Genomic DNA, 24,834 nt, shown 5'->3' with positions numbered 1-24,834 from the left:
CTGAGGATCGTGGGGTGTCAGGCGACCTTGATCTGGTCGTAGACGGGGACGCTGAACTGGTTGAGGCTCACCTGGGAGAGCCGCTCCGACCAGCCGGCGCTGCCGTTCTGGTACCAGAGCGGGATGGCGGGCATCTGCTCGGCGAGGATCCGTTCGGCGGCCTGGAAGTCCCCGACCGCCGTGGCCTGCTCGGTCTCGCGGTTGGCCTTGTCGACGAGGCCGTCGAACCGCTTGTCGCTGAACTTGCCGTAGTTGGAGGAGCCGCCGGTGGAGTAGAGCGGCTCCAGGAAGTTCTGGATGAGCGGGTAGTCGGCCTGCCAGCCGGAGCGGAAGGGGCCCGTCATCCGGTACGAGGTGGTCTGGTTCCGGAAGTCCGCGAAGGTGCCGACGGGGTTGACCGTGCACACCGCGCCCCTGCCCAGCGCGTTGTTGACGCTGTTGCAGACGGCGTCCATCCACGCGCGGTGGGAGCCGGTGTCGACGTTGGAGGTGAGCGTCACCCTGCCGCCGGGCAGGCCGCCGCCCTCGTCGATGAGTCTCCTCGCCTCGGCGGGGTCGAAGGTGCAGGCGGCGCCGCACAGCGCCTTGTAACCGCCCTGGTCACCGAGGGCGGGCGAGGTCCAGTCCTCGGCCGGGGTGCGGGTCCGCTGGTAGATCTGCCGGGTGATCTCGTCGCGGTCGATCGCCATGGACAGGCCGCGGCGGACCTTCTCCATGCCCGGCTTGTTCCACCCGCGCTGGTACATCGGGAAGACGAGGGTCTGGATGATGAGGGCGGGCTGGTTGATGTAGCGGTCGCCGAGGTCATGGGCGACGTTCCTCAGCTGCTGGGCCGGGACGTCGTCGACGAGATCGAGGTTGCCGGCCATCAGGTCGGTGTAGGCGGTGTTGTTGTCGGTGTAGACGGTCAGGTCCACTCCGCCGTTCAGCGCCTTGTCCGGCCCCGGGTAGCCGTCCCACCGGCGCAGCTTCATACCGCTGCCCTTGGCGTACGACTCGACGGTGTACGGGCCGTTGCCCACGGGTTTGTCGAGCCAGCCGGCGTGGTCCTCGAAGAAGGACCGGGGCAGCGGCACGAACGCCTGGTAGCCCAGGGTGTCGGGCCAGCTGGAGAAGGTGTCCTTCAGTGTCGCGGTGAACGTCCGCTCGTCCTTGACGACCAGGCCGCTCATGGTCCGGGCCCGGGGGCTGCCCGAGGCGGGGTGTACGTCGTCGTAGCCGACGATGTCACTGAAGAACGGCGCGTTGTTCTGTGTGTTGTCGACGTGCGCGCCGTAGTTCCAGGCGTCGACGAACGACCGGGCGGTGACCGGCTCGCCGTCGCTGAACTTCCAGCCGGTTCTGAGGGTGATGGTGAAGTGCCGCGAGTCGGTGGTCTCGATCCGCTCGGCGACCATGTCCCTGGCCTCGCCGGTCCGGGGGTCGTACCGCTTGAGCCCCCGGAAGAGCATGTCGAGGACCTTGCCGCCCTGGACCTCGTTGGTGTTGGCCGGCTCCAGCGGGTTCTGGGGGTCTCCCCAGGAGGAGCTCACGATCCCGTCGGCGCCACTGCCCCTGTCGCCGGGCCCGCCACCGCAGGCGCTCACCGCGAGGGCGACGGCCACCGCACCCGCGGTCCACCGGGCGTGCCTGCCTCCGGGCATGGAGTGCCTCCCTCGGTCCTCGGTCGCGCTACGGACTCCCTGGTCCCCACATATCACCCCATGTCATCTCCTGACGCACCTTTACACCCGCCGTCCGCGTGCCGCGCCACCCGCATGCGCGCGGAGCCGGTGCCCACGGCGCGCGGGCCGGCGGTCCCCGCGTGGCCGGTGGCCGGACGGTCGCGCCGCGCACGCCGCCCCGCGCACGCGAAGCGCCCCGGACCGAGAACGGTCCGGGGCGCTTGGTGCGCGTACCGGCGTGGGCGTACCGCGGGCGCGGGCCGGCCGGCCCGCGCCCGCCGGGTCCACGGGGCGGTCAGGCGGCGTGGACGACGTCCTTCTCCTCGGCGAAGTGGCACGCCGACTCGTGTGCCGCCGGGGTGTCGCTCGCCTTGAAGCGCTCCGGGATCGCCAGCAGCGGGACCTCGGTGGAGCACTTCTCCTCCGCCTTCCAGCAACGGGTGCGGAAGCGGCAGCCGGAGGGCGGGTTGGCCGGCGAGGGGACGTCACCGGTGAGGATGATCCGCTCGCGGCCCTCACGGGCCTCCGGGTCGGGGACCGGGACCGCCGACAGCAGCGCCTGGGTGTAGGGGTGCGTGGGGTGGTCGTAGATCTGCGTGTCCGTACCGATCTCGGCGATCCTGCCGAGGTACATCACGCCGACCCGGTCGGAGATGTGCCGGACGATCGACAGGTCGTGGGCGATGAAGATGTAGGAGAGGTTGAACTCGTCCTGCAGCTTCTCCATCAGGTTGATGACCTGCGCCTGGACGGACACGTCCAGCGCCGAGACCGGCTCGTCGCAGATGATGATCTCGGGGTTGAGCGCCAGGCCGCGGGCGATGCCGATGCGCTGGCGCTGACCGCCGGAGAACTGGTGCGGGTAGCGGTTGATGTACTCGGGGTTCAGCCCGACCACGTCGAGCAGCTCCTGGACCTTGCGCCGCCGGTCGCCCTTCGGGGCCACCTCGGGGTGGATCTCGAAGGGCTCCCCGATGATGTCGCCGACCGTCATCCGCGGGTTCAGCGAGGTGTAGGGGTCCTGGAACACCATCTGGATGTTGCGGCGGACCGCCTTCAGCGCCCGCCCCGACAGCTTGGTGATGTCCTGGCCCTTGAAGAAGACCTCACCGGCGGTGGCGGTCTCCAGCATCATCAGCAGCTTGGCGACCGTGGACTTGCCGCAGCCGGACTCCCCCACGATGCCGAGCGTCTCGCCCTGGTAGAGGTCGAAGGAGACCCCGTCGACGGCCTTGACCGCGCCGACCTGCTTCTTGAACAGGATGCCCTGGGTCAGCGGGAAGTGCTTGACCAGGTTGCGCACCTGGAGGATCGGCTCACCGCGCTCCACCGGGGCCTCGATGGCCGCGACGGCCGCCGACTCGGTGGCCGGGGCGACCGTCTCGACCGCCGTGACGTTGGGGGTCGCGTCCACGGCGTCCGACGCGGTGGCGTCGGTCTTCTTGAGCTCAGCCATGGATGGTCTCCTTCCAGAAGTGGCACGCGCTGCCGCGGCCGGGCAGCTCGCCGCCGTCCCGTTCGGTCACCGGCACCAGGGCCGGGATGTCCGTACGGCAGATGTCGTCCGCCTTGGGGCAGCGCGGGTTGAAGGCGCAGCCCGTCGGGATCTTCAGCAGGTTGGGCGGCAGGCCCTTGATCGCGTACAGCTCCTGGCCCTTCTGGTCCAGGCGCGGGATCGAGTCGAGCAGACCCCGGGTGTACGGGTGGGCGGGGCGCTTGTACAGCTCGTGGATCGGGGCGGTCTCCACGATCCGTCCCGCGTACATCACCGCGATCTTGTCCGCGACGTCGGCGACCACGCCGAGGTCGTGGGTGATCAGGATCAGGCCCATGTTCTCCTCGCGCTGGAGCTCCGCGAGGAGGTCCATGACCTGGGCCTGGACGGTGACGTCGAGCGCGGTGGTCGGCTCGTCCGCGATGATCAGGTCCGGCTCCAGCGCCATCGCCATGGCGATCATGATGCGCTGGCGCATACCGCCGGAGAACTGGTGCGGGTAGTCGTTCACCCGGGCGGCGGCGGCCGGGATCTTCACCCGGTCCATCAGCTCGATCGCCTTGGCCTTGGCCTCCTTGCGGGACAGGCCGAGGTGGACGCGGTACATCTCGCCGAGCTGGTAGCCGACGGTCAGCACCGGGTTCAGGGCGGAGAGCGCGTCCTGGAAGATCATGGCGATCCGGCGGCCACGGATCCTGCGCCGCTCGTCGTTGGACATCTTGAGCATGTCCTCGCCGTGGAACAGGATCTCGCCCTTGGGGATCCGGCCGGGCGGCATGTCGAGGATGCCCATGATCGCCTGGGCGGTGACCGACTTGCCGGAGCCCGACTCGCCGAGCACGGCGAGGGTCTCGCCCGCTTCGACGCTGTAGCTCACGCCGTTGATCGCCTTGGCGACACCGTCACGGGTGTGGAACTCGACGTGCAGGTCCCGCACTTCGAGGAGCGGGGCCTTGTCATGGCCGCCCCCGCGCTGGGCGGGGACCTCACTGGTCTTGTCGATGGTGGTCAACGTACGCCCTCCTAGCGCAGCTTGGGGTCGAGGGCGTCGCGAACCGCTTCGCCGAGCATGATGAACGCCAGGACCGTGAGGCTCAGGAACAGCGACGGGAAGAGCACCATGTGCGGGGAGCTCAGGAAGCGGTCCTGTCCATCACTGATCATCAGGCCCCAGGAGATGTTCGGGGACTGGACGCCGATGCCGAGGTACGAGAACGCCGCCTCGGCCGCGATGTACACGCCGAGGTTGATCGTGGTGATGACGATGACCGGGGCGAGGGCGTTCGGCAGGATGTGACGCATCGCGATCCGCCGGCCACCGGCGCCGAGCGCCCTGGCGGCCATCACGTAGTCGTTCTGCTTGTTGGTGATCACCGAACCGCGCATGATGCGGAACAGCTGGGGCCAGCCGAGCACCGCCATGATCAGCGAGACGGTGAAGACGTTGCCGGTGCCGAGCATCGCCAGGACGAGCAGGCCGCCCAGCGTGGTCGGGATGGCGAACCAGATCTCCGTGAAGCGGGAGACCAGGGAGTCCAGCCAGCCGCCGCGCAGACCGGCGACCATGCCGAGCACACAGCCGGCGAGCGTGGTGAGCACCGAGGTGAGGACACCGACGATGATCGAGTTGCGGGCGCCGTAGATGGTGCGCGTGTAGATGTCGCAGCCCTGGACGTCGTAACCGAACCAGTGCGCGCCGCTCGGCGGGACGACCGAGTTGGACAGGTCGCAGAAGCCCTTGGCGTACGGGTCGTTGCTGGTGAACAGCTGCGGGAAGAGCGCCATCACCAGCAGGAAGAGGATCAGGAAGGCGGAGACCAGGAAGACCCAGTTGCGCATCAGGTCGCGACGGGCGTCGCTCCAGATGCTGGCGGCCCGCTCGGGCTTCTGCTTCTTGGTGGTGCTCACGTCGCTGCCGGGTGCGGCCGTCTTGACGGCCGCACTCTCCTCGATGGCGGTGGAGGTGTTCTCAGGCATAGCGAATCCTCGGGTCGAGCACGGCGTAGAGCAGGTCCACGAGCAGGTTGGCGGCGATGTACACGAGGACGAGCGTCGTGACGATGCCGACGACGACGGTGCCCTGGCGCAGATACACGGCCTGGTAGAGCGTGCCGCCGATGCCCGGAATGTTGAAGAGCCGCTCGGTGATGATGGCGCCGCCCATCAGGGCGCCGAGGTCGACGCCGAGGAAGGTGACGATCGGGATCATCGCGTTGCGCAGCGCGTGGCGCACGATGACCCGGCTGCGGCTGAGGCCCTTGGCGGTGGCGGTGCGCACGTAGTCGGCGCGCATCGTCTCCATCATGCTGGTCCGCGTGAGCCGGGTGATGTAGGCCAGCGACGCCGAGGCCAGCACGATGCCGGGGAGGATCAGCGTGGTGATGTCCTCGGAGTCGTACGAGACGGGCACCAGCGCCCACTTCACGCCGAGCACCAGCTGCAGGACGTTGCCGAGGACGAACGCGGGAACGGAGACCAGCAGAAGGGTCGACAGCAGCACGACGTTGTCGAGGAACTTGCCGCGGCCGAGCGCGGCGAAGACACCGGCGACCACTCCGACGACGGCCTCGACCGCGAAGGCGATGCCGGCCAGGTTGAGCGTCACCGGGAAGGTCTCGCCCATGATCTCGGACACCGGACGACCGGTGAAGTCCGAGCCGAAGTCACCGGTCAGCACACCCGAGATGTAGTACCAGTACCTCACGTAGAGCGGGTCATTGAGGTGGTACTGCTCCCGCAGGATCGCCGCGATGGCCGGGTCCGCCCTCTTCTCACCCGCCAATGCCTGGATCGGGTCACCGGGCAGCAGGAAGACGAGGCAGTACAGAAGAATTGTCGCGCCGAGCAGTACGGGTATCGCCTGCAGAAGACGCCTGATCACATAACGACCCATCAGGTCTCCAGTTGTACGGATACCGGGGAGGGCCCGCTTCGTTCGGCGGCCCGCCCGGGTGAGGGGTAATCGACAAGGAGACGGCAGAAGGGGGGCGACGGGGTCAGACCCCCGTCACCCCCACTGCTGTCAGGATCCCCGGGCCTCAGCGGCCCATGGGGAACCTTCGTACCGTCAGGCGGGGTTGACCGTGGTCCAGTCCACCTGGGTCATGTTGTCGATCCGCACGCCCGGCTTGATGTTCTTGCTGACGCCGGCGTTCAGCTTGTAGAAGTACACCGGGATGTAGGGCATGTCCTTGAGCAGGATGTCGTCGGCCTGCTGGTACGCCTTGACCGCCGCGTCCTCGGTGGCAGCCGTGTCGCCCTGGTTGAGCAGCTTCTCGACGTCCTCGTTGATGTAGCCCGAGTAGTTCGAGCCGTTCTCGATGGCGATCTTCGAGAAGACCGGGCGCAGGTAGTTCTCGGCGGCCGGGTAGTCCATGGACCACGCCATACGGAAGCCGCCGCCGTACTTCTTGTCGCCCAGGTCGTTCAGGATGGCCTGGAACTGCTCGAACGGCTTGACGGTGACCTTGATGCCGAGGTTCTTCTCGAGCTGCCCGGCGACGGCCTGCATCCAGTCCTTGTGGCCGCCGTCGGCGTTGTAACCGAGCTCGATCGTGTTGCCCGGGACGCCGCCCGCGGCGTCGAAGGCCTTCTTGGCCTCGGCCGGGTTGTACGTGCAGGCGGGGCCGCACGCGCCCTGGCGGTAGCCCGGAACCAGCGGGTTGATGAAGTCGTCCGCGGGCGTACGGGTGTTGACGAAGATCTTCTCGGTGATCGCCTTGCGGTCGATCGCCATGGAGATCGCCTTGCGGATCTCCGGCTTCTCGTACGTCTTGTTGTACTTCAGCGGGAAGCCGATGTAGCCGACGCCGGAGTCGGTGCCCTGGATGTAGCGCTCGCCCAGGTCCTTGGAGGCGGTGGGCATCGCGGACAGCGGAATCGTGTCCATGATGTCGACGCGGCCACCGATCAGGTCACGGTAGGCCGTGTCCTGGCTGGTGTAGATCTTGAAGGTGACGCCCGAGATCTTCAGCTGCCCCGCGTCGGGGTGCTTGTCGTACTTGACCGTCTTGATCTGCTGGTTGCGGACGAACTTGCCGTCCATCTTGAACAGACCGTTGCCGACCGGGGCGGTCTCGAACCCCTTCGGGTCCTTGAAGAACGCCTTCGGCAGCGGGTAGAACGCGTTGAAGCCCAGCATCGTCTTGAACGCGCTGAACGGAGCGGCGAGCGTGACCTCAAGGGTCTTCTCGTCGAGGGCCTTGAGGCCCTTCATCTTGTCGGTGGTGGGCTCCTTGCCCGCCCCCGGGTTCAGGTCCGCGTACCCGTCGATCTTCGAGAAGAGCGGGTTGGTCTCCTGCGTGTTCTTCTGGTTCGCGCCGTAGTTCCAGGCGTCGGCGAAGGACTGCGCGGTGACGGGCTCACCGTTGTGGAAGGTGTAGCCGTCCTTGAGCTTGATCGTCCAGACCTTGCTGTCCTTGGTCTCGATCGAAGCCGCGAGGTCCAGCTGCGCCTCGTTCTTCTCGTCGTACTTGACGAGGCCGGTGAACAGGGCGTTCATGACCTCGCCGCCCTCGGACTCGTACGTGTTCGACGGGATCAGACCGTTCTGGGGCTCGCCGAGCTCCATGACGACCTGACGGGCTCCCCCGCCCTTGCTGCCGCTGTCACTGCCACCGCAAGCGGTAGCTGCCAGGGCGACGACTATCGCGCCCGCGACCCACTTGGCGCTCTTGGCACCGCGCATGGGTTCCTCCTCATGAGTCCACTTGTCACTACAAGAAGGGCACGGAGAGGTTCGCCGACACCCCTGACGGCGATGACCAAGTGCCCCGAGTGTGCTCGTGAGTCGGCGCTCCCCACAGCGCTTGACCCATTGACCCGAGCTCAATGGAGCCAACTATTAAGTACGTCCGAGCCGTAAACCACACTTAAAGGGTCTCGTTTTGGCAACATCACCAAGGGGTCTAAGATCGAAATCCGGACAAAGCGATCACAGACAGACACCCGCGAAACGGACCGTTAACACATGTTCCGGAGAGCGACGGTCGATATCCGGACGCATCGTCGTCGAAAAGGCTTTGACGGCGGGTCAGTCAACGCTCAATGAAAACCCGCTCCGGCACGGCCTCGTGGGCGGCGGTACGGGGGCGGGGCGACTCTACACGTTCCCGGGCAGACCGGGCACGACGGCGCGGGCGCGGGGGCCGTACGAGCGCGGTACGGGCGCGGTACCGCCGTTGGCGTAGGACGGTCGGCGGACAGCCGCTACGGGTGCGGTACAGGTGCGGGGGCCGGGGCGGGCCGGGCCGCCGGGCCGGCCGCTCGTCGGAGGGCAGGGCGTCCGTCCGTCGGCGCCGGCGCTCGCCGGGAACGCCGACGGCCGCCGGGTCGGGGACCCGGCGGCCGTCGCCATGTCGTACCACCCGCGCGGGCGCGGGCGTCGGATCAGCCGTGCTTGGCGCGCGAGGCGGTGCGGCCGCGCTCCTTCTGGTCGAGGACGACCTTGCGGATGCGGACCGCCTCCGGGGTCACCTCGACACACTCGTCGTCGCGGCAGAACTCCAGCGACTGCTCCAGCGACAGCTTGCGCGGCGGCACCACGTTCTCGGTGTTGTCCGCGGAAGCCGCACGCATGTTGGTGAGCTTCTTCTCCTTGGTGATGTTCACGTCCATGTCGTCGGAGCGCGAGTTCTCACCGACGATCATGCCCTCGTACACCTCGGTGCCGGGCTCGGTGAAGAGGACACCGCGCTCCTGGAGGTTGATCATGGCGAAGGGCGTGACCGCGCCCGCGCGGTCGGCGACCAGGGAGCCGTTGTTACGGGTGACCAGCTGACCGAACCACGGCTCGAAGCCCTCGTGGATCGAGTGGGCGATACCCGTACCGCGGGTGTTGGTCAGGAACTCCGTACGGAAGCCGATGAGGCCACGCGACGGGACGACGAACTCCATGCGGACCCAGCCCGAGCCGTGGTTGGACATGTTGTCCATACGGCCCTTGCGGATGCCCATGAGCTGGGTGACGGCACCCATGTGCTCCTCGGGGACGTCGACCGTCAGGCGCTCGACCGGCTCGTGCGTCTTGCCGTCGATCTCCTTGGTGACGACCTGGGGCTTGCCGATGGTGAGCTCGAAGCCCTCGCGGCGCATCTGCTCGACCAGGATGGCGAGCGCGAGCTCACCACGGCCCTGGACCTCCCAGGCGTCCGGACGGTCGGTGTCCAGGACGCGCAGCGAGACGTTACCGATCAGCTCGCGGTCCAGACGGTCCTTGACCTGGCGGGCGGTGACCTTGCGGTCCTTCACGGCGGACTTGGCGTCCGCGCCCTTGCCGGTGCCGCCACGGCCGACGAGCGGCGAGGTGTTCGTACCGATGGTCATGGAGATCGCCGGCTGGTCGACCGTGATCAGCGGCAGGGCGACCGGGTTCTCCGGGTCGGCCAGCGTCTCGCCGATCATGATGTCCGGGATACCGGCGACCGCGCAGATGTCGCCCGGGCCCGCCACCTCGGCCGGCTTGCGGGTGAGCGCCTCGGTCATCATCAGCTCGGTGATGCGGACGTTGGAGATCGAGCCGTCACGCTTGATCCACGCGACCGTCTGGCCCTTGCGCAGCTCGCCCTGCTCGACGCGGAGCAGCGCGATGCGGCCGAGGAAGTTGTCGGCGTCGAGGTTGGTGACGTGGGCCTGGAGCGGCGCGTCCTCCTCGTACGTCGGGGCCGGGACGTGCTCCAGGATGGTGGAGAAGAACGGCTCCAGGTTGGTGGAGTCGGCCGGGACGGTGCCGTCCTCCGGCTTGGTCAGCGAGGCGACGCCGTCGCGGCCGCAGGCGTAGACGATCGGGAACTCGATCTGGTCCTCGTCCGCGTCCAGGTCCAGGAAGAGGTCGTACGTCTCGTTGACGACCTCGTCGATGCGGGAGTCCGGACGGTCCGTCTTGTTGATGCAGAGGATGACGGGCATACGGGCCTGGAGCGCCTTGCGGAGCACGAAGCGGGTCTGCGGGAGCGGGCCCTCGGAGGCGTCGACGAGGAGCACGACCGCGTCCACCATCGACAGGCCGCGCTCGACCTCACCGCCGAAGTCGGCGTGGCCGGGGGTGTCGATGATGTTGATCGTGATCGGGGCCCCGCCGTCCTTGGGGTGATACTTCACCGCCGTGTTCTTGGCGAGGATCGTGATGCCCTTCTCACGCTCCAGGTCGTTCGAGTCCATCATGCGGTCGTCGAGGTGCTGGTGGGCGGCGAAGGCACCGGCCTGCTTGAGCATGGCGTCGACGATGGTCGTCTTGCCGTGGTCGACGTGGGCGACGATGGCGACGTTACGGATGTCGTGGCGCGTGGGCATGGGTGGCTGGCGCTTCTCTCGGATCGTGGGTGCGGCGTCTCTTTGTTCCTCGTACGCCCGCCGGGCGGACGCGCCACGGCTATGTCCATGGTACGGGCCTTGCGCGCGAGGGGCTTGCCAGCCCGTGGGGAGAAGCCTGATCCGTGCGTGAGATGGGGCACTGCGGGCGGTCTGCGGGAGGTGCTGGGCACGTGCTGGGGAAGTGGGGGAGGAACGCCGGGTGAGCGTCGGACGACCACTGGATGGTCGCCTGGGGAAAGCGGGGAGGGGCACTGCGGGGTTCATGATCGGCCCGGGTCGGGGTCCGCACGCGAGCTTGCCCGCCGGCCGGGCCGGCGGGCAAGTGACTTGAGCTGATTCTGAGGTTGTGACCTGCTGTTTCTCCGCTAATCGCGGGAATCGGGGACGCTGGGCGACGAGGAGGCGTTGCGCCCGCCGGCCGACGGCTTCCGGAACCCGATGTTCTCGTGGCGCGGGGTCGCGAACCCGAACGCGCCCGCGTTGACCACCGACGGCTTGGCGGCCACCAGCTGGGGCCGCTGGTACAGCGGGATGGAACCGGCCGCGGCCCAGATCCTGGCGTCCGCCTGCTTCATCAGTTCACGGGCGGCGGCCTCGTCGAGCTCGCCGGCCGCCTGGTCGAAGAGCTGGTCGATGTGGTCCGTTCCGACCCGGGTGTAGTTCTGCTCCACCAGCAGCGAGCCGTCGGTGGCCGGCTGCGGCTTGGCGAAGATCGGCCGTCCGTCGGTGGCGGGGTAGGCGGAGACGGGCCAGGAGTAGAGGGCGAGGTCGTAGTCGCCCGCGGCGATGTGGTCCTTGAAGTAGCTGTCGTCGGAGACCTTGGTGATCTCGGTACGGATGCCCACGCGGTCGAGCATGCGGCCGATCTTGTCCCCGACGGCGCGCAGCGACTCCGAGCCGGAGCCCGAGGGGAGCACGAAGCGCAGGGTGAGCTGCTTGCCGTCCTTGCCGACCGGTCCGGCGGCGGGCGCGGGGGCGGAGGCCGCGCCGGAGCCGGGTCCCGGGGCGGCGGTGCCGCGCGGGGCGTAGGCACCGGGCACGCCCCCCTTGGCCTTGGGCTGATCGTCGCCGTCGTTCTTCCCGCTGGTGTCGGCCCTGCCGAGGGCGGAGGCCTGGCGTGCCAGCGCCATGCTCTGGACCGCGGCGCCGGGGGCGGGGGCGAGGACGTACGTCCCCTCCGGTCCCGGTCCGCCGACGCCGGGCCTGTCGTCGCCGGGCCTGTCGTCGCCGACGATGTACATGCCCTCGTCGGAGGCCCGGTCGCTCTCGGCCGCGGCCTTCCCGGCGGCCGCGGCCGACGCGGACGCGCCCGCCGCGGCGGAGGCGGGAGCGGACCTGCGCGCGGGGGCGGAGGCGGACCGGGAGGCGGACGGCTTGCTGCCCGCCTTCGTCCCGTCCGTCGGTGTGGCGACCGGGCGGGCGCCGCCCCGGGTCCAGCCCGCGTCCGCCAGCAGGGCCAGCGCCTCCGCGGTGTCCTGGCCGCCGAGCGCGCCGCTGCTGTCGGCGTACGCGTGCTGGCCCGCGAGCGCCAGGTGGCTGCCCACCGGCCGGGCCGGCAGCCCGAGCGGCTTCAGCACGGTCTCGGCGAGCTCCTGGCGGTCCAGCGCCCGGGCCACGGCCCGGCGGACCCGCTCGTCGGCGAGCGGGCCCGACTCTCCGTTCAGCGCCAGCTGGGTGTACACCGGCTCCAGCGACTTGCGGACCACGAGACCGCGCAGCGCGTTCTGCTCGGTCGCGTAGGCGGCGATCGCCTGCTGGTTCTTCTTCCGCATGGCCCGGACCAGTTCCGCCTGTTCCTCGTCGGAACCGTGGGCCAGCGCCCAGGACTTGAGCGCCGAGGACGGGGTGATGGCGGAGCCGGGGCCGTGCGCCAGGGGCCGCCGGTGGGCAGCGGGCCCGTTCGCGCCCGCGTCCCGCACCGCCAGGGCGATCCGGTCCGCCGCGGCACGGTCGATCTCGGCCAGATCGACGGTGCCCGCGGCGAGCGCGGCGGCGCGCTCCTCGCGGGGCACGGCGCGCAGGACGAGCGAGTCGAGCTTGGCCTGCTGTCCCCACCAGCGGGGGTTGCGCACCAGCGTCGCCGTGCCCTCCCCGGTGTCGATCCCGCCCAGCTGGAAGGGGCCGGCCGTCCGCTTCAGCTCGGTACGGGCGCTGTCGTTGAAGCCGTCCGGCGTCCCCATGACCTCCTTGGGGTAGAGCGGCGAGAAGAGGGCGCGCCAGTCCGCGTACGGCTTGTTGAAGGTGACCCGGACCGCCAGGTCGTCACCGCCGCGCTCGATCTTCTCGATGCGCTCGTACCCGGCGTTGCGGGCGGTCCAGTACGCGCTGTCCCTGCCGCTGAGCGCCCGCCACTGGGCGACGAAGTCCGGTGCGCCGATCTCGCGGCCGTCACTCCACACGGCCTGCTGGTGCAGTTTGTAGAGGACGACCTGCTTGGGTTCGCGCTCGACGACCTCGGCGGACTCCAGGTAGTCGGGGTTGGGCTGCGGACGGCCGCGGTCGTCCAGGGTGAACAGGTGGGGCAGTACGGCCCCGGTGATGCGGGCGGTGGTGGCGTCGGCGTCGGCCTGGAAGGCGTTGAGGGTGGCGGGCATCGCGTCGACGGCCCAGCGCAATGTCCCGCCGTCGGCGATCTCGGGCCGGGCGGCCGGGGCGATGTCCTGGGGGACCGCCGTGGCGACGCTCCCCCCGTCCTCCTCGGCCGAGCTGCAGCCGGCCAGGAGGGAGACGGCGATGGCACCGCCGGTGAGCAGCGCGACGGACCGGGCCGCGCGGGAGCGGGGGCTCCGGGAGCATGTCCTCCCGCTGGGGGCGCCGACGTGGGACATGACTTGTACCCCTTACGTCCTGTTCCGAGAATTTGGCGATGATCACACCTATTGCCCATACACTGAAAAGGACGGAACGGGCCCGGTGGCGGCGACACGGCGACGCGGATCGCGAACCCACCCGTGCGGCCCAACAGCCCGGCCCTCGGCGCTCGGCCCCGGGGCGCGGCCGCGCCACTCGCACGGGCCGCGGGCGTGGCGGGAACCGGTGGTACGCGGGGCGCCCGGACGAGTGGAATCCGTGCAGACGGCTTCACAACGGGGGATGTGAAGCGCGACACTCGCAGGCGCGTGTTTGCCACCCGCGATCGCGGAAGTGAGGGCAACTCATGTCACTTCAGGACGATGTGGTAGCGGTCAGACGCTGCCTCGACGACCTGGTCCGCTCGGTCGGACAGCTGGAACGGAGCCTCGCGCAACAGCGGCCCCAGGCGCCGGTCCCCATGACGGAGGGGCGCCGCCCCGACGGTCTGGTGACCATCACCGACGCTCCGTACGACGGCTCGCTGTGGACGGACTCCGACGACGAGGGGCTCGGCGTCCGCGACCGGCACGCGCCCTGACCCGCCCCGACCTGCCCCGACCCGCCCTGACCCGCCCCGACCCGCCCCTGCCGAACGCCGACGCGAGTCGTCGCCCCGGACCTCGCTCGCACGGCCGCTCCGGCCCGTACCGCGGCCGGCGGCTCTGTGGGCGGTACGGGCCGCACGGCGCGGGTGGCGGGACCGCGGCCACCCCGGGCCGCGGGGGACGGGGGGGCAGGAGCGGGACTCGCCGGGGCCCGCGCCCTCGGGTCTCGCGACCTCGGGCCTCGTACTCAGGGCCCCACCGTCCGCCGTGCACCCTGTCCCCCTCCGTCCGCCGTACGCCCTGTTCCCCCTCCGCTCCGCAGGCGTCTTCCGTCGCCCACGCGCGGGGCCCGCCCCCGCCCGGGGTGGACGGAGGCACGCCGGACACGCACGCCACGCTCCGACCGGAACCGACCGGCACGGGCCTCACGGCCCGGGCCCCAGGAGACCTCGTTGGCCACAGGCACCGAACCACCCGACACCGAGACCGCCCAGCCCGGCGGCGTACGCGGCCCGACGCGCGCCGCCATCACCGCCCGCCATCTGCGGACCGACCGCTGGTGGCTCGCGCCCGCCGCCACCGCCGCCGGACTGTTCGCGTTCGTCGTCTACTCCACCTGGCGGGCCTTCGCCAACGCCGACTACTACGCCGCGCCGTACGTGTCGCCGTTCTACTCGCCCTGCCTGGCCGAGAACTGCGTGCCCATGAAGGGCGGTCCCAACTGGGAGATCTTCGGCAGCTGGTGGGGCCTGTCCCCCGCCCTGCTGATCCTGGTCTTCCCGCTGGGCTTCCGGCTGACCTGCTACTACTACCGCAAGGCGTACTACCGGGGCTTCTGGGCCTCGCCCCCCGCCTGCGCCGTCGCCGAGCCGCACAGGAAGTACACCGGTGAGACCCGCTTCCCGCTCATCGTGCAGAACATCCACCGGTACTTCTTCTACGCCGCCGTGCCCGTCGCCGGCATCCTCACGTACGACACCGTGCTCGCCTTCCGGGACGCCTCGTACGCGTGGGGCCACATGGGCCTCGGAACGCTGGTCTTTCTCGTCAACATCGTTCTGATCTGGGCGTACACCTTCTCCTGCCACTCCTGCCGGCACATCGTCGGCGGCCGCCTCAAGCACTTCTCGAAGCACCCGGTCCGCTACCGGCTGTGGGGGTGGGTCGGGAAGCTGAACGAGCGGCACATGCAGCTGGCCTGGGCGTCCCTGCTCAGCGTCGCGCTCGCCGACCTCTACGTGTATCTGCTCGCCACCGGCGCCTTCGACGATCCGCGCTTCTTCTAGGAAAGGTGCCCTCTGATGACGCAGGCGGAACGGCAGCAGTGGGACGTCGTCGTGGTCGGTGCCGGTGGCGCGGGACTGCGGGCGGCCATCGAGGCGCGGGAGAGGGGCGCCCGTACGGCGGTCATCTGCAAGTCGCTGTTCGGCAAGGCCCACACGGTGATGGCGGAGGGCGGCATCGCCGCCTCGATGGGCAACGCGAACGCCGGGGACAACTGGCAGGTGCACTTCCGCGACACCATGCGCGGCGGGAAGTTCCTCAACCAGTGGCGCATGGCGGAGCTGCACGCGCGGGAGGCACCCGACCGGGTGTGGGAGCTGGAGACCTGGGGCGCCCTCTTCGACCGGACGAAGGACGGCCGGATCTCCCAGCGCAACTTCGGGGGGCACGAGTATCCGCGTCTCGCCCATGTCGGGGACCGGACCGGCCTGGAGCTGATCCGCACCCTCCAGCAGCGGATCGTGGCACTTCAGCAGCAGGACAAGGAGGAGTTCGGCTCGTACGAGGCCCGGCTGAAGGTCTTCCAGGAGTGCACGGTCACCCGGGTGCTGAAGGACGGCGCCCGGGTGTCGGGCACCTTCTGCTACGAGCGGGAGACCGGGCGCTTCTTCGTCCTGGAGGCCCCCTCGGTCGTGCTCGCCACCGGGGGCGTCGGCAAGTCGTTCAAGGTGACGTCGAACTCGTGGGAGTACACCGGCGACGGGCACGCGCTGGCCCTGCTCGCGGGCGCGCCCCTGATGAACATGGAGTTCGTGCAGTTCCACCCCACCGGCATGGTCTGGCCGCCGTCGGTGAAGGGGATCCTGGTCACCGAGTCCGTGCGCGGTGACGGCGGGGTGCTGCGGAACTCCGAGGGCGAGCGGTTCATGTTCGACTACATCCCCGACGTCTTCAAGGAGAAGTACGCGCAGTCGGAGGAGGAGGGCGACCGCTGGTACGAGGACCCGGACAACAACCGGCGCCCACCGGAGCTGCTGCCACGCGACGAGGTCGCCCGCGCGATCAACTCCGAGGTGAAGGCCGGTCGCGGGTCGCCGCACGGCGGGGTCTTCCTCGATGTGTCGACGCGGATGCCCGCCGAGACCATCCGGCGCCGGCTGCCGTCGATGTACCACCAGTTCAAGGAACTGGCGGACGTGGACATCACGGCGGAGGCCATGGAGGTGGGCCCGACCTGCCACTACGTGATGGGCGGTGTCGCTGTCGACTCCGACTCGGCCGCCGCGCCCGGCGTACCGGGGCTGTTCGCGGCCGGTGAGGTCGCCGGCGGGATGCACGGCTCCAACCGGCTCGGCGGCAACTCCCTGTCCGACCTCCTGGTCTTCGGCCGCAGGGCCGGGCTGCACGCGGCCGCGTACGCGACGGGGCTCGGCTCCCGTCCGGTGGTGGACGAGGCCCAGATCGACGCGGCGGCGGCGGAGGCGCTGCGCCCGTTCAGCGCGGAGGGCCCCGAGCCGGGCGGCCGCCCGGAGAATCCGTACGCGCTCCATCAGGAACTCCAGCAGACGATGAACGACCTGGTCGGCATCATCCGGCGCGGCCCCGAGATGGAGCAGGCGCTCGAAACCCTGGCCGGGCTGCGGGTGCGGGCCCGGCGGGCGGGCGTCGAGGGACACCGGCAGTTCAACCCGGGCTGGCACCTCGCGCTGGACCTGCGCAACATGCTGCTGGTCAGCGAATGCGTGGCGCGGTCGGCACTGGAGCGCACGGAGAGCCGGGGCGGGCACACCCGGGAGGACTGCCCGGCCATGGAGCGCGAGTGGCGCCGGGTGAACCTGCTGTGCCGCCTCACCGACACGACGGGCGAGCTCGCGGCGACCGATCCGGTACGCGGCCAGATCGCCCTGGAACGCACCACGTCCGAGCCCATCCGTCCGGACCTGCTCTCGCTGTTCGACAAGGAGGAGCTGGTCAAGTACCTCGCCGAAGAGGAGCTCCACGAGTGACCACGTATGACGCGAGTTTCCGGGTGTGGCGCGGCGACGCGGACGGGGGCGGGCTGAAGGACTTCACGGTCGAGGTGCACGACGGCGAGGTGGTCCTCGACATCATCCACCGGCTCCAGGCGACCCAGGCCCCCGATCTCGCGGTGCGCTGGAACTGCAAGGCCGGCAAGTGCGGCTCGTGCAGCGCGGAGATCAACGGCCGGCCGCGTCTGCTGTGCATGACGCGGATGTCGGTGTTCTCGCGCGAGGAGGTCATCACGGTGACGCCCATGCGGGCCTTCCCGGTGGTGCGGGACCTGGTGACGGATGTGTCCTTCAACTACGAGAAGGCGCGGGAGGTGCCGGCCTTCGTGCCGCCGGCGGAGCTGGGCCCCGGCGAATACCGCATGCAGCAGGTCGACGTCGACCGCTCCCAGGAGTTCCGCAAGTGCATCGAGTGCTTCCTGTGCCAGGACACCTGTCATGTGGTGCGTGACCACGAGGAGAACAAGCGGGCCTTCGCGGGGCCGCGGTTCCTGATGCGCGTGGCCGAACTGGACATGCACCCGCTGGACGCGGCGGCGGAAGCGGGTCTGGACCGCAGGCGGACGGCGCAGGACGAGCACGGACTCGGCTACTGCAACATCACGAAGTGCTGCACGGAGGTCTGTCCCGAACAGATCAAGATCACGGACAATGCGCTGATCCCGCTGAAGGAGCGGACGGTGGACCGCAAGTACGACCCTCTGGTGTGGCTCGGCGACAAGATCCGCCGCCGGGGCGACGGGTAGTGCCTTCCGTTCGGGTCCGGCCGGCTCGGTGAGCGGGGTCCGGTGCCTCGCCTGGGGCCTCCCCAGGCCCCCCGGGGACGAGGGGACGGAGCGCGGGGCGGAGGAGGGAGGCGACGCGGTGGGGGTGCCTCCCCGGCCCGGTGGTCCACCGGGCCGGGCCGCCCCCTCGGCTCCGGGCCGCTCCGGCCGCGGCCGGTCGCCCTCTCCCGGGACCGGCCAGGCCCTCCGGAACCCCGCACGGGCACCTCGCCGCACGCCCCTCATCCGTACGCTCACCGCAACCCCCGTCGTCGGTACCGCAACCGTCTCCATGGTGGACCGCGCCACTGACAGTGAGTGACGTTCGCACTCCGGTCGCGGGTCGCCAAACGGGGTCATAGCCTCGCTTATGTGACGCGTATGGCCGCCCGGGTACTCCTCGCCGTGCTGGTGGCGGCGTGGTGGCTGGTCGTGCCCGCCGCCCGGGACGCCCCCGCGGAGGAACCGGTCCCGCTGTCCCGGCAGGGGCAGATCACCGACCGGGTCGGCGCACTCGGCGAGCGCGAGCAGGAGGTCGCCCGGGCGCTCGACGCCCTCTACGACGACCAGCGCGTCCAGCTCTTCGTGGTGTACGTACGCGACTTCGCCGGGCGCCCGGCGCAGGACTGGGCCGACTCCACCGCGACCCGGAACGGCCTGGGCGGAGACGACGTACTGCTCGCCGTCGCCACCCACGACCGCCGGTACGCCTGCTCGGCCACGGTCGGCTCGCGGCTGACCCAGCCGCAGCTCGACGAGGTGGCGCGGACCGCGATCGAGCCCGCCCTGCGCGCCGACGACTGGGCGGGCGCGGCTGCCGGGGCCGCCGACGGCTACGGCGCGATCCTGGCGGGGCGCCCCGTCCCCACCCCCGCCATCACTCCCGGCGAGGCGGACCCCGGTGGCGGCGGGAGCCGGGCCACCGACCTGATCCTGCCGGTCGTCCTGATCGGCGGGGCCGCCGCGACGGCCGCGTACGCGTACACCAAGCGCCGCAGGCGCGGCGGGACGCGGACCACCCCGCAGGGCGACCGGGGACGGGGTCCCGCGAAGGGGCGGGGCGAGGTGCCTCTCACCGAGCTCGACGCCCGGGCGCGCACGGCCCTCGTCGAGACGGACGACGCCGTGAGCACCAGCCGGGAGGAGCTGGGTTTCGCCGTCGCCCAGTTCGGCGAGGAGGCCGCGCGGCCCTTCACCGAGGCGGTGGACCACGCCCGGAGCGAACTGACCACCGCGTTCCGGCTGCGGCAGCAGCTGGACGACGCGCACCCGGAGGACGACGCGACACGCCGGCGGATGCTGGAGGAGATCATGGCTCGCTGCGCCAGGGCGGACCGGCGGCTGGACGCCGAGTCCGAGGCGTTCGACCGGCTGCGCGCGCTGGAACGCACCGCTCCTGAGGCGCTCCGCGCCGCGGAGACCGCCTTCCGGGACCTGACCGGCCGGGCCGGCGCGGCGCGGCGGGCCCTCACGACCCTGCGCGAGCGGTACGCGGAGTCGGCCGCCGCGCCGGTGGCGAGCGGTCCGGAGCAGGCCGGCGAACGTCTGCTGTTCGCCTCCACCCACCTGGACCGGGCCCGTCGGGCCGTCGACGGCGGGGACAGCGGGGCCGCGGCGGTCCACGTACGGGCGGCGGAGGGCGCCCTCGACCAGGCGGCCAGGCTCATCGACGCGGTGGACCGCCGCGCGGTCGAGCTGGCGCGGGCGGCGGACCGGCTGCCCGGTGCCCTCACCGAGGCGGAGACGGATCTGGCCGACGCGTGGGGACTGCTGAAGGGCACGCCACCGGAGGTGTCCACCGCTGGGCTGCGGGGCCGGATCGCCCGCGCCGAATCGGTCGTGGGGGACGTCCGCCGGGCGTCTGCTGCGGGAAGGTACGACCCGATCGACGCGTTGCGCCGGGTCGAGGAGGCCGACTCCGCGCTGGACGAGGCCCTGGCGGGCGCGCGGGAGCGGGAGCAGGGCACGCGACGCGCGTCGGCGCTGCTGGAACAGGCGATGCTCACGGCGCGTTCGGCCGTCGGCGCGGCCGACGACTACATCACCACTCATCGCGGGGCGGTCGGCAGCCAGGCCCGTACGCGTCTGGCGGAGGCGAGGCGCCGACTGGAGCGGGCCCGGCGGGCGGGGGGCCGGGACGCCGTCGAGGGCACCGGCCCCGGCGGCTCGGGTGCCGCACCCGGCCCCGGCTCGGGCGGCGATCCGCAGGCCGCGCTCGGCGAGGCCCAGCAGGCGGACGCGCTCGCCCGGCAGGCCCAAGCCCTGGCCGAGCAGGACGTACGGGCCTACGGGAACCCCGACGGCCTGGGCGGTGGGGTGGCGGGCGCGGGAGGCGGCGGGCTGGGCGGTGGGGTGGCGGGCGCGGGAGGCGGCGGGCTGGGTGGCGCGGTGCTCGGCGGCATCATCCTCGGCGGGCTGCTCGGCGGGGGCGGCCGGGGGTTCGGCGGCGGGCCTGGCGCCGGCCGGGGTGCGGGGGGCTTCGGCGGCTTCGGTGGCGGGCCCGGCAGTTTCGGCGGCGGGGGAACACGCGGGCGGCTGGGCGGAGGCGGCAGGTTCTGACCGGGCCCCCTGCCGCGTCGGGGCCACCTCCGGGGCCACTTTCAGGGCCACCGTCGGAGCCACAAGGGAGTGCCACACGGTACAAGGAGAGGTGCCATGACCAAGCAGACCATTCTCGGCCGCGTCGCCCAGCTGACGAAGGCCAACGTCAACGCCCTGCTGGACCAGGCCGAGGACCCGCAGAGGATGCTGGACCAGCTGATCCGCGAGTACGCGTCCAACATCGGCGAGGCCGAGCAGGCCGTGGCGAGCACCATCGGCAATCTGCGGCTGCTGGAGCAGGACCATCAGGAGGACGTCGAGGCGGCCCGGGAATGGGGCGAGAAGGCCCGGGCGGCCAGCGGGAAGGCCGACGAACTGCGCGCCTCGGACCGCACCGGGCTCGCCGACAAGTTCGACAACCTGGCGAAGGTGGCGCTGGAACGGCAGCTCCGGTCGGAGAAGGAGGCCAGGACCGCCGAGCCGGCCATCGCCGCCCAGACGGAGGTCGTGGGCACGCTGAAGGACGGCCTGGAACGGATGAAGGCGAAACTGGCCGAGCTCCGGACCAGGCGCGACGAGCTGGTGGCGCGGTCCGCGTCCGCCCAGGCGCGGACCCGGATGCTGGACGCGGTGAAGAGCGTCGACGTCCTGGATCCGACGAGCGAGCTCAGCCGCTTCGAGGACAAGGTACGGCGCGAGGAGGCGAAGGCGCTGGGCAAGCAGGAGCTTGCCGCCTCCTCGCTGGACGCCCAGTTCGAGCAGCTGGACAGCCTGGGTGACCGCGCCGAGATCGAGGCGCGGCTGGCCGCGCTCAAGGCGGCGTGACCGCCCGCCGGACCGGGCCGGGGCCGGCCCTGCGGCCCCCGGCCGGCCGCGACGAGCAGCGGGAACCGGCAGCCGCGCGCAGGCCCACGGCGGGGACCCACGGGCCGGCAGCCGCGCGCAGGCCCACGGCCGGGCGGCCCGGCGGGCGGGTCCTGCCGCCACGCGTCAGAACATGCTCAGCAGCTGTTCCACGGTCGGTTCCGCCGCGGCCTCGCCGTCCGGCAGCGGCAGCTCGAACCAGACCGTCTTGCCGCGCGGAGTGCGGCGCGAGCCCCAGCCCGCGCTGAGCAGACCGACGAGCTGGAGGCCGCGGCCGCCCTCGTCGGTGTCGCGGGCCCGGCGCCGGCGCGGCTGGACCAGTCCCGCGTCCCACACCTCGCAGACCAGACTGCGGTCGCGCAGCAGCCGGAGCCGTATCTCGCCCTCGCCGTACCGGAGGGCGTTGGTGACCAGCTCGCTGACCAGCAGTTCGACCGTGTCCACCAGCGGTTCCAGGTCCCAGGCGACGAGCTGGGCCCGCGTCAGCTCCCGTGCGCGGCCCACCGACCGGGGCTCGCGGGGCAGCCGCCAATCACCCACCGCCTCGGCGGGAAGGCCCTGGACGCGGGCCATCAGCAGCGCGATGTCGTCCTCGCCGTGCCGGGTGTCGAGGGTGTTCAGGACCTGGTCGCACGCGTCCTCCAGCGGGCGCCCGGGGCCGGTCAGCGCGTTGCGCAGGGCCTGGAGGCCCTCTTCCAGCGGGTGGTCCCGCGACTCGACGAGCCCGTCCGTGTAGAGGGCGAGCAGGGCACCCTCGGGAAGGTCGATCTCGACCTCCTCGAAGGGCTCGCCGCCCACGCCGAGCGGCATGCCGGGCGGCACGTCGAGCAGCAGCGCCTCTTCGCCGGGCTCGACGAGCACCGGCGGCAGGTGGCCGGCGTTGGCGAACGTGCAGCGGCGGGTGACCGCGTCGTACACGGCGTACACGCAGGTCGCGAGGTAGACCTCGGAGAGTTCGGGGCCGCGTGACTTGTGGGCGGCGCGCGAGGACTGCCGGGCGGACGGGCCGCCGGGGGCGCCGAGTCCGCGGGCGATCTCGTCGAGGTGGGAGAGGACCTCCGCCGGCTCCAGGTCGAGCTGGGCCAACGTCCGCACGGCCGTGCGGAGTTCGCCCATCGCGACGGCCGCCCGCAGACCCCGGCCCATCACGTCCCCGACGACCAGGGCGGTGCGGTGGCCGGGCAGTTCGATCACGTCGAACCAGTCGCCGCCGACCTCGGTGGCGGCGTTGCCGGGGAGATAGCGACAGGCGATGTCCAGGCCCGCGGCCTCGGGGTCGCCGGGCGGCAGCAGGCTGCGCTGCAGTATCAACGCCCGCTCGTGCTCGCGGCGGTAGAGGCGGGCGTTGTCGATACAGACCGCGGCGCGGGCGGCCAGTTCCACGGCGAGGGCCCGGTCGCGCTCGCCGAAGGGCTCGCTGCCCTTCGCGCGCGAGAACTGGACCAGGCCGACGACGGTGTCGTGGGCGACCATCGGCACGGCGAGGGTGGACTGCACGAGTCCGCCCTCGGCGGGCGGTACGGCCTGGACGCGCCCGGTGCGCAGCGCGGCCGCGCACGGCGACGTGAACGGGTAACGGTGCACGGCCCCGACGTCGATCGGTGCGGGCTCGCCCTGTCCCGGAACGGCCCGGTTCACCAGCGGGGCGTCGGCCACGGCGCTGGCGAAGGCGACGCGGCGCAGCTCGGCGGCGCCGTCGGCCCGTCCCGGCGGTGCCTCCTCCCCCGTGAGCAGGCCCTGGTAGAGGTCGACGGAGGCGAGGTCGCAGAAGCCGGGGACGGCCACGTCGAGGAGCTCGCGGGCGGTGGTCTCCAGGTCGAGGGAGTTGCCGATCCGCGCGCTGGCCTCGTTCAGCAGGGCCAGGTTGCGGCGGGCGCTGGCGGCCTCGCGGGCGGCGATCTGGCGCCGGGTGACATCGGTGCCGAGACTGGCGACGCCGACGGGCCGGCCGGATCCGCCGTGCACCCGGTACAGGTTGATGGACCAGTGCCTGCGGTCCGAACCGCCGGGCACCGTGCCGACGATCTGGAGGTCGGTGACGGACTCCCCGGTTTCCAGGACCCGTTGGAGGGCCGCGGTCAGCCGGTCCGCCTCGGACCGGGAGAGGTAGTCGTGGACCGTGCGGCCCCGGTGGTCCTCGGCGGTGCCGCCGAAGACGGTGGCGAAGCGCTGGTTGGCCCGCTTGACGGTCAGATCGGTGTCGAACAGGAGAAAGCCGAACGGGGATTGGCCGAATATCGCCTCAGAGGCGGCCAGGTCGGTCTCTATTCGCCGCAGTGCGCGGACGTCGACGACGATGCAGAGCGCCGCCCGCTCACCGTCCTCCGTCTCACTGGGCATCACATAGAGCTCGGCGACCCCGCGCGTCCTGTTCTCGCCCGGGACACGGAAGGGGACGAGACCCGTCCACTCCTTGCCGTCGAGGATCTCCGCGACCCTGCGGTGACCGCGCGTGCGCAGCTCGGCGGGCATGAAGGCCTCGACCGGGTCCTTGCCCTTGACCTGCGCGGCCGAGAGCCCGAACAGGTCGGCGGCGCGCAGACTCCACTGATCGACCAGCCCGTCGGGTCCGATCGAGAAGGACGCGACCCGTATGTAGTCATAGATCGAGCCAGGCGGACTGCTCTGCCACATGACGCCGCTCGCCGTCTCAGGTATCTCGCTCACGCGACCGTCCCCTCCAGCTCACCGCACCGGACCGGCCATTCCCGCAGTATTCAGCACTACGGCCCCCGGCGGCACGCCGTTCACGATCACAGGGTGGTCTCGTTCGTTTTGAGCCGCCCCCGTAAATGATCGTTGTCCCTTCACTCTTCTAACCAGGTAGGGACAGCTCGAACCACACCGTCTTGCCCGACCTGCCCTTTCGCGTCCCCCAGCGACGGGCCGTACAGGCCACCAGTTGCAGACCGCGACCCCCCTCGTCATCAGGGCCTGCGGGGCGTTCCCTGGGTGGATCCGGAAGCGGATCGGAGACCTCTACGAGGAGGGCCGAGTGTGGCGCAAAGGCGTTGCCGTCGGGATGGAGACGGCTGATCCGGACCCCGACCGGCCCGGAGGCGTACCGAAGGGAATTGGTCACCAGCTCGCTGACCAGGAGGACGGTCACGTCGCCGACGTCCGCGTCGAGCTGCCAGGTCCGCAGGGCGTCACGGACGGCGTGACGGGCCGTCCGTACGGTGCCGAGCTCAGCCGGAAAGGTCCATTCGGCACACTCGCCTTCCGTGTCGATCACGTCGACCACTTCCCAGGCCACCTGCGGAGCACGTCCAGTATCGGGGGATTAATCAGCACATACCCGATATTTAGGGCGGACTATCGCGATGGAGGGCGCATCGTGGCACGAACGGCGTACTCCCCGGCCGCACACTCCCTCCGACGGGCGCCTCACGACGGCGAGGGCTCCGCCGGAAGGACCTCCTCCGGACCCCGTACCGCCCTTGCCATCCCGTTCGCCCCGCCCGCGACGCCCCGCTGACGTCGTCCCGTTCGCCCCGCCCCGCTCACGTCGTCCCGCCCGCGTCGCCTCGCACACGCGCCTCG

Annotated in this window: 16 protein-coding genes; 6 read left to right on the top strand and 10 right to left on the bottom strand. The window is 71.1% G+C overall.

The genetic code is table 11. The features are described 5' to 3' along the window. Positions 1-17 precede the first annotated feature (17 nt). From PUR26_RS28580 to PUR26_RS28545, 8 genes are all read right to left on the bottom strand, one after another. Positions 18-1,643, bottom strand: a complete 1,626-nt coding sequence (locus tag PUR26_RS28580; RefSeq protein WP_329876605.1) for a peptide ABC transporter substrate-binding protein — start codon at positions 1,641-1,643, stop codon at positions 18-20. Between the two features lie 316 nt (positions 1,644-1,959). Then, positions 1,960-3,120, bottom strand: a complete 1,161-nt coding sequence (locus PUR26_RS28575; protein ID WP_329876603.1) for an ABC transporter ATP-binding protein — start codon at positions 3,118-3,120, stop codon at positions 1,960-1,962. Beyond that, the gene (locus tag PUR26_RS28570) at positions 3,113-4,171 is read right to left on the bottom strand and encodes an ABC transporter ATP-binding protein (RefSeq protein ID WP_329876601.1); all 1,059 of its coding nucleotides are present in this window, start codon (positions 4,169-4,171) and stop codon (positions 3,113-3,115) included. The genes PUR26_RS28575 and PUR26_RS28570 overlap by 8 nt, the downstream gene beginning before the upstream one ends. Positions 4,172-4,182: 11 nt before the next feature. Next, a complete protein-coding gene (locus tag PUR26_RS28565; RefSeq protein ID WP_329876599.1) occupies positions 4,183-5,136 on the bottom strand; it encodes an ABC transporter permease in 954 nt (317 codons plus the stop codon). Further along, positions 5,129-6,052, bottom strand: a complete 924-nt coding sequence (locus PUR26_RS28560; RefSeq protein WP_329876597.1) for an ABC transporter permease — start codon at positions 6,050-6,052, stop codon at positions 5,129-5,131. The genes PUR26_RS28565 and PUR26_RS28560 overlap by 8 nt, the downstream gene beginning before the upstream one ends. A 174-nt stretch (positions 6,053-6,226) precedes the next feature. Further along, positions 6,227-7,846 carry a peptide ABC transporter substrate-binding protein gene (locus PUR26_RS28555; RefSeq protein ID WP_329876595.1) on the bottom strand — a complete coding sequence of 540 codons (1,620 nt, stop codon included), beginning with the start codon at positions 7,844-7,846 and terminating at the stop codon, positions 6,227-6,229. 701 nt (positions 7,847-8,547) lie between these two features. Then, positions 8,548-10,449, bottom strand: a complete 1,902-nt coding sequence (gene typA, locus PUR26_RS28550) for a translational GTPase TypA (protein ID WP_329876593.1) — start codon at positions 10,447-10,449, stop codon at positions 8,548-8,550. 386 nt (positions 10,450-10,835) lie between these two features. Beyond that, entirely contained in the window at positions 10,836-13,298 is a 2,463-nt protein-coding gene (locus PUR26_RS28545) for an ABC transporter family substrate-binding protein (protein WP_329876591.1), read from the bottom strand. 329 nt (positions 13,299-13,627) lie between these two features. Here PUR26_RS28545 and PUR26_RS28540 point away from each other — a divergent pair, with 329 nt between their 5' ends. The 6 genes from PUR26_RS28540 (at position 13,628) to PUR26_RS28515 (ending at position 21,252) form a co-directional block, all read left to right on the top strand. Continuing rightward, a complete protein-coding gene (locus tag PUR26_RS28540) occupies positions 13,628-13,861 on the top strand; it encodes a hypothetical protein (protein WP_329876589.1) in 234 nt (77 codons plus the stop codon). Between the two features lie 459 nt (positions 13,862-14,320). Further along, complete coding sequence (locus PUR26_RS28535) at positions 14,321-15,154, top strand: hypothetical protein (RefSeq protein ID WP_329876587.1); 834 nt, start codon at positions 14,321-14,323, stop codon at positions 15,152-15,154. A gap of 15 nt (positions 15,155-15,169) precedes the next feature. After that, the gene (locus tag PUR26_RS28530; protein ID WP_329876585.1) at positions 15,170-17,098 is read left to right on the top strand and encodes a fumarate reductase/succinate dehydrogenase flavoprotein subunit; all 1,929 of its coding nucleotides are present in this window, start codon (positions 15,170-15,172) and stop codon (positions 17,096-17,098) included. After that, positions 17,095-17,868, top strand: coding sequence for a succinate dehydrogenase/fumarate reductase iron-sulfur subunit (locus PUR26_RS28525; protein WP_329876583.1), 774 nt, complete (start codon positions 17,095-17,097; stop codon positions 17,866-17,868). The genes PUR26_RS28530 and PUR26_RS28525 overlap by 4 nt, the downstream gene beginning before the upstream one ends. 399 nt (positions 17,869-18,267) lie before the next feature. After that, on the top strand, positions 18,268-20,445 hold the full coding sequence (locus tag PUR26_RS28520; protein ID WP_329876759.1) for a TPM domain-containing protein: 2,178 nt from the start codon (positions 18,268-18,270) through the stop codon (positions 20,443-20,445). Between the two features lie 96 nt (positions 20,446-20,541). Beyond that, positions 20,542-21,252: a PspA/IM30 family protein gene (locus PUR26_RS28515; protein ID WP_329876581.1), complete on the top strand. Its 711-nt coding sequence runs from the start codon at positions 20,542-20,544 to the stop codon at positions 21,250-21,252. Positions 21,253-21,417: 165 nt separating this feature from the next. Here the strand turns inward: PUR26_RS28515 and PUR26_RS28510 are convergent, their stop codons facing one another. Together PUR26_RS28510 and PUR26_RS28505 are read right to left on the bottom strand one after the other, a co-directional pair. After that, entirely contained in the window at positions 21,418-23,958 is a 2,541-nt protein-coding gene (locus PUR26_RS28510) for a SpoIIE family protein phosphatase (protein WP_329876579.1), read from the bottom strand. A 148-nt stretch (positions 23,959-24,106) separates the two neighbouring features. Then, entirely contained in the window at positions 24,107-24,535 is a 429-nt protein-coding gene (locus PUR26_RS28505; RefSeq protein WP_329876757.1) for an ATP-binding protein, read from the bottom strand. Positions 24,536-24,834: the final 299 nt, after the last annotated feature.

Source organism: Streptomyces sp. SP18CS02, from assembly GCF_036322365.1.
Classification (GTDB): domain Bacteria; phylum Actinomycetota; class Actinomycetes; order Streptomycetales; family Streptomycetaceae; genus Streptomyces.
This window is presented reverse-complemented; position numbering and strand designations above follow the sequence as displayed.

What these genes read in the sequence shown, in the direction of transcription:
- typA (WP_329876593.1), bottom strand. Translation starts at nt 10,449, where the DNA reads ATGCCCACGCGCCACGACATCCGTAACGTCGCCATCGTCGCCCACGTC.
- PUR26_RS28540 (WP_329876589.1), top strand. Translation starts at nt 13,628, where the DNA reads ATGTCACTTCAGGACGATGTGGTAGCGGTCAGACGCTGCCTCGACGAC.
- PUR26_RS28515 (WP_329876581.1), top strand. Translation starts at nt 20,542, where the DNA reads ATGACCAAGCAGACCATTCTCGGCCGCGTCGCCCAGCTGACGAAGGCC.
- PUR26_RS28530 (WP_329876585.1), top strand. Translation starts at nt 15,170, where the DNA reads ATGACGCAGGCGGAACGGCAGCAGTGGGACGTCGTCGTGGTCGGTGCC.
- PUR26_RS28560 (WP_329876597.1), bottom strand. Translation starts at nt 6,052, where the DNA reads ATGGGTCGTTATGTGATCAGGCGTCTTCTGCAGGCGATACCCGTACTG.
- PUR26_RS28520 (WP_329876759.1), top strand. Translation starts at nt 18,268, where the DNA reads ATGGCCGCCCGGGTACTCCTCGCCGTGCTGGTGGCGGCGTGGTGGCTG.
- PUR26_RS28565 (WP_329876599.1), bottom strand. Translation starts at nt 5,136, where the DNA reads ATGCCTGAGAACACCTCCACCGCCATCGAGGAGAGTGCGGCCGTCAAG.
- PUR26_RS28580 (WP_329876605.1), bottom strand. Translation starts at nt 1,643, where the DNA reads ATGCCCGGAGGCAGGCACGCCCGGTGGACCGCGGGTGCGGTGGCCGTC.
- PUR26_RS28575 (WP_329876603.1), bottom strand. Translation starts at nt 3,120, where the DNA reads ATGGCTGAGCTCAAGAAGACCGACGCCACCGCGTCGGACGCCGTGGAC.
- PUR26_RS28555 (WP_329876595.1), bottom strand. Translation starts at nt 7,846, where the DNA reads ATGCGCGGTGCCAAGAGCGCCAAGTGGGTCGCGGGCGCGATAGTCGTC.
- PUR26_RS28545 (WP_329876591.1), bottom strand. Translation starts at nt 13,298, where the DNA reads ATGTCCCACGTCGGCGCCCCCAGCGGGAGGACATGCTCCCGGAGCCCC.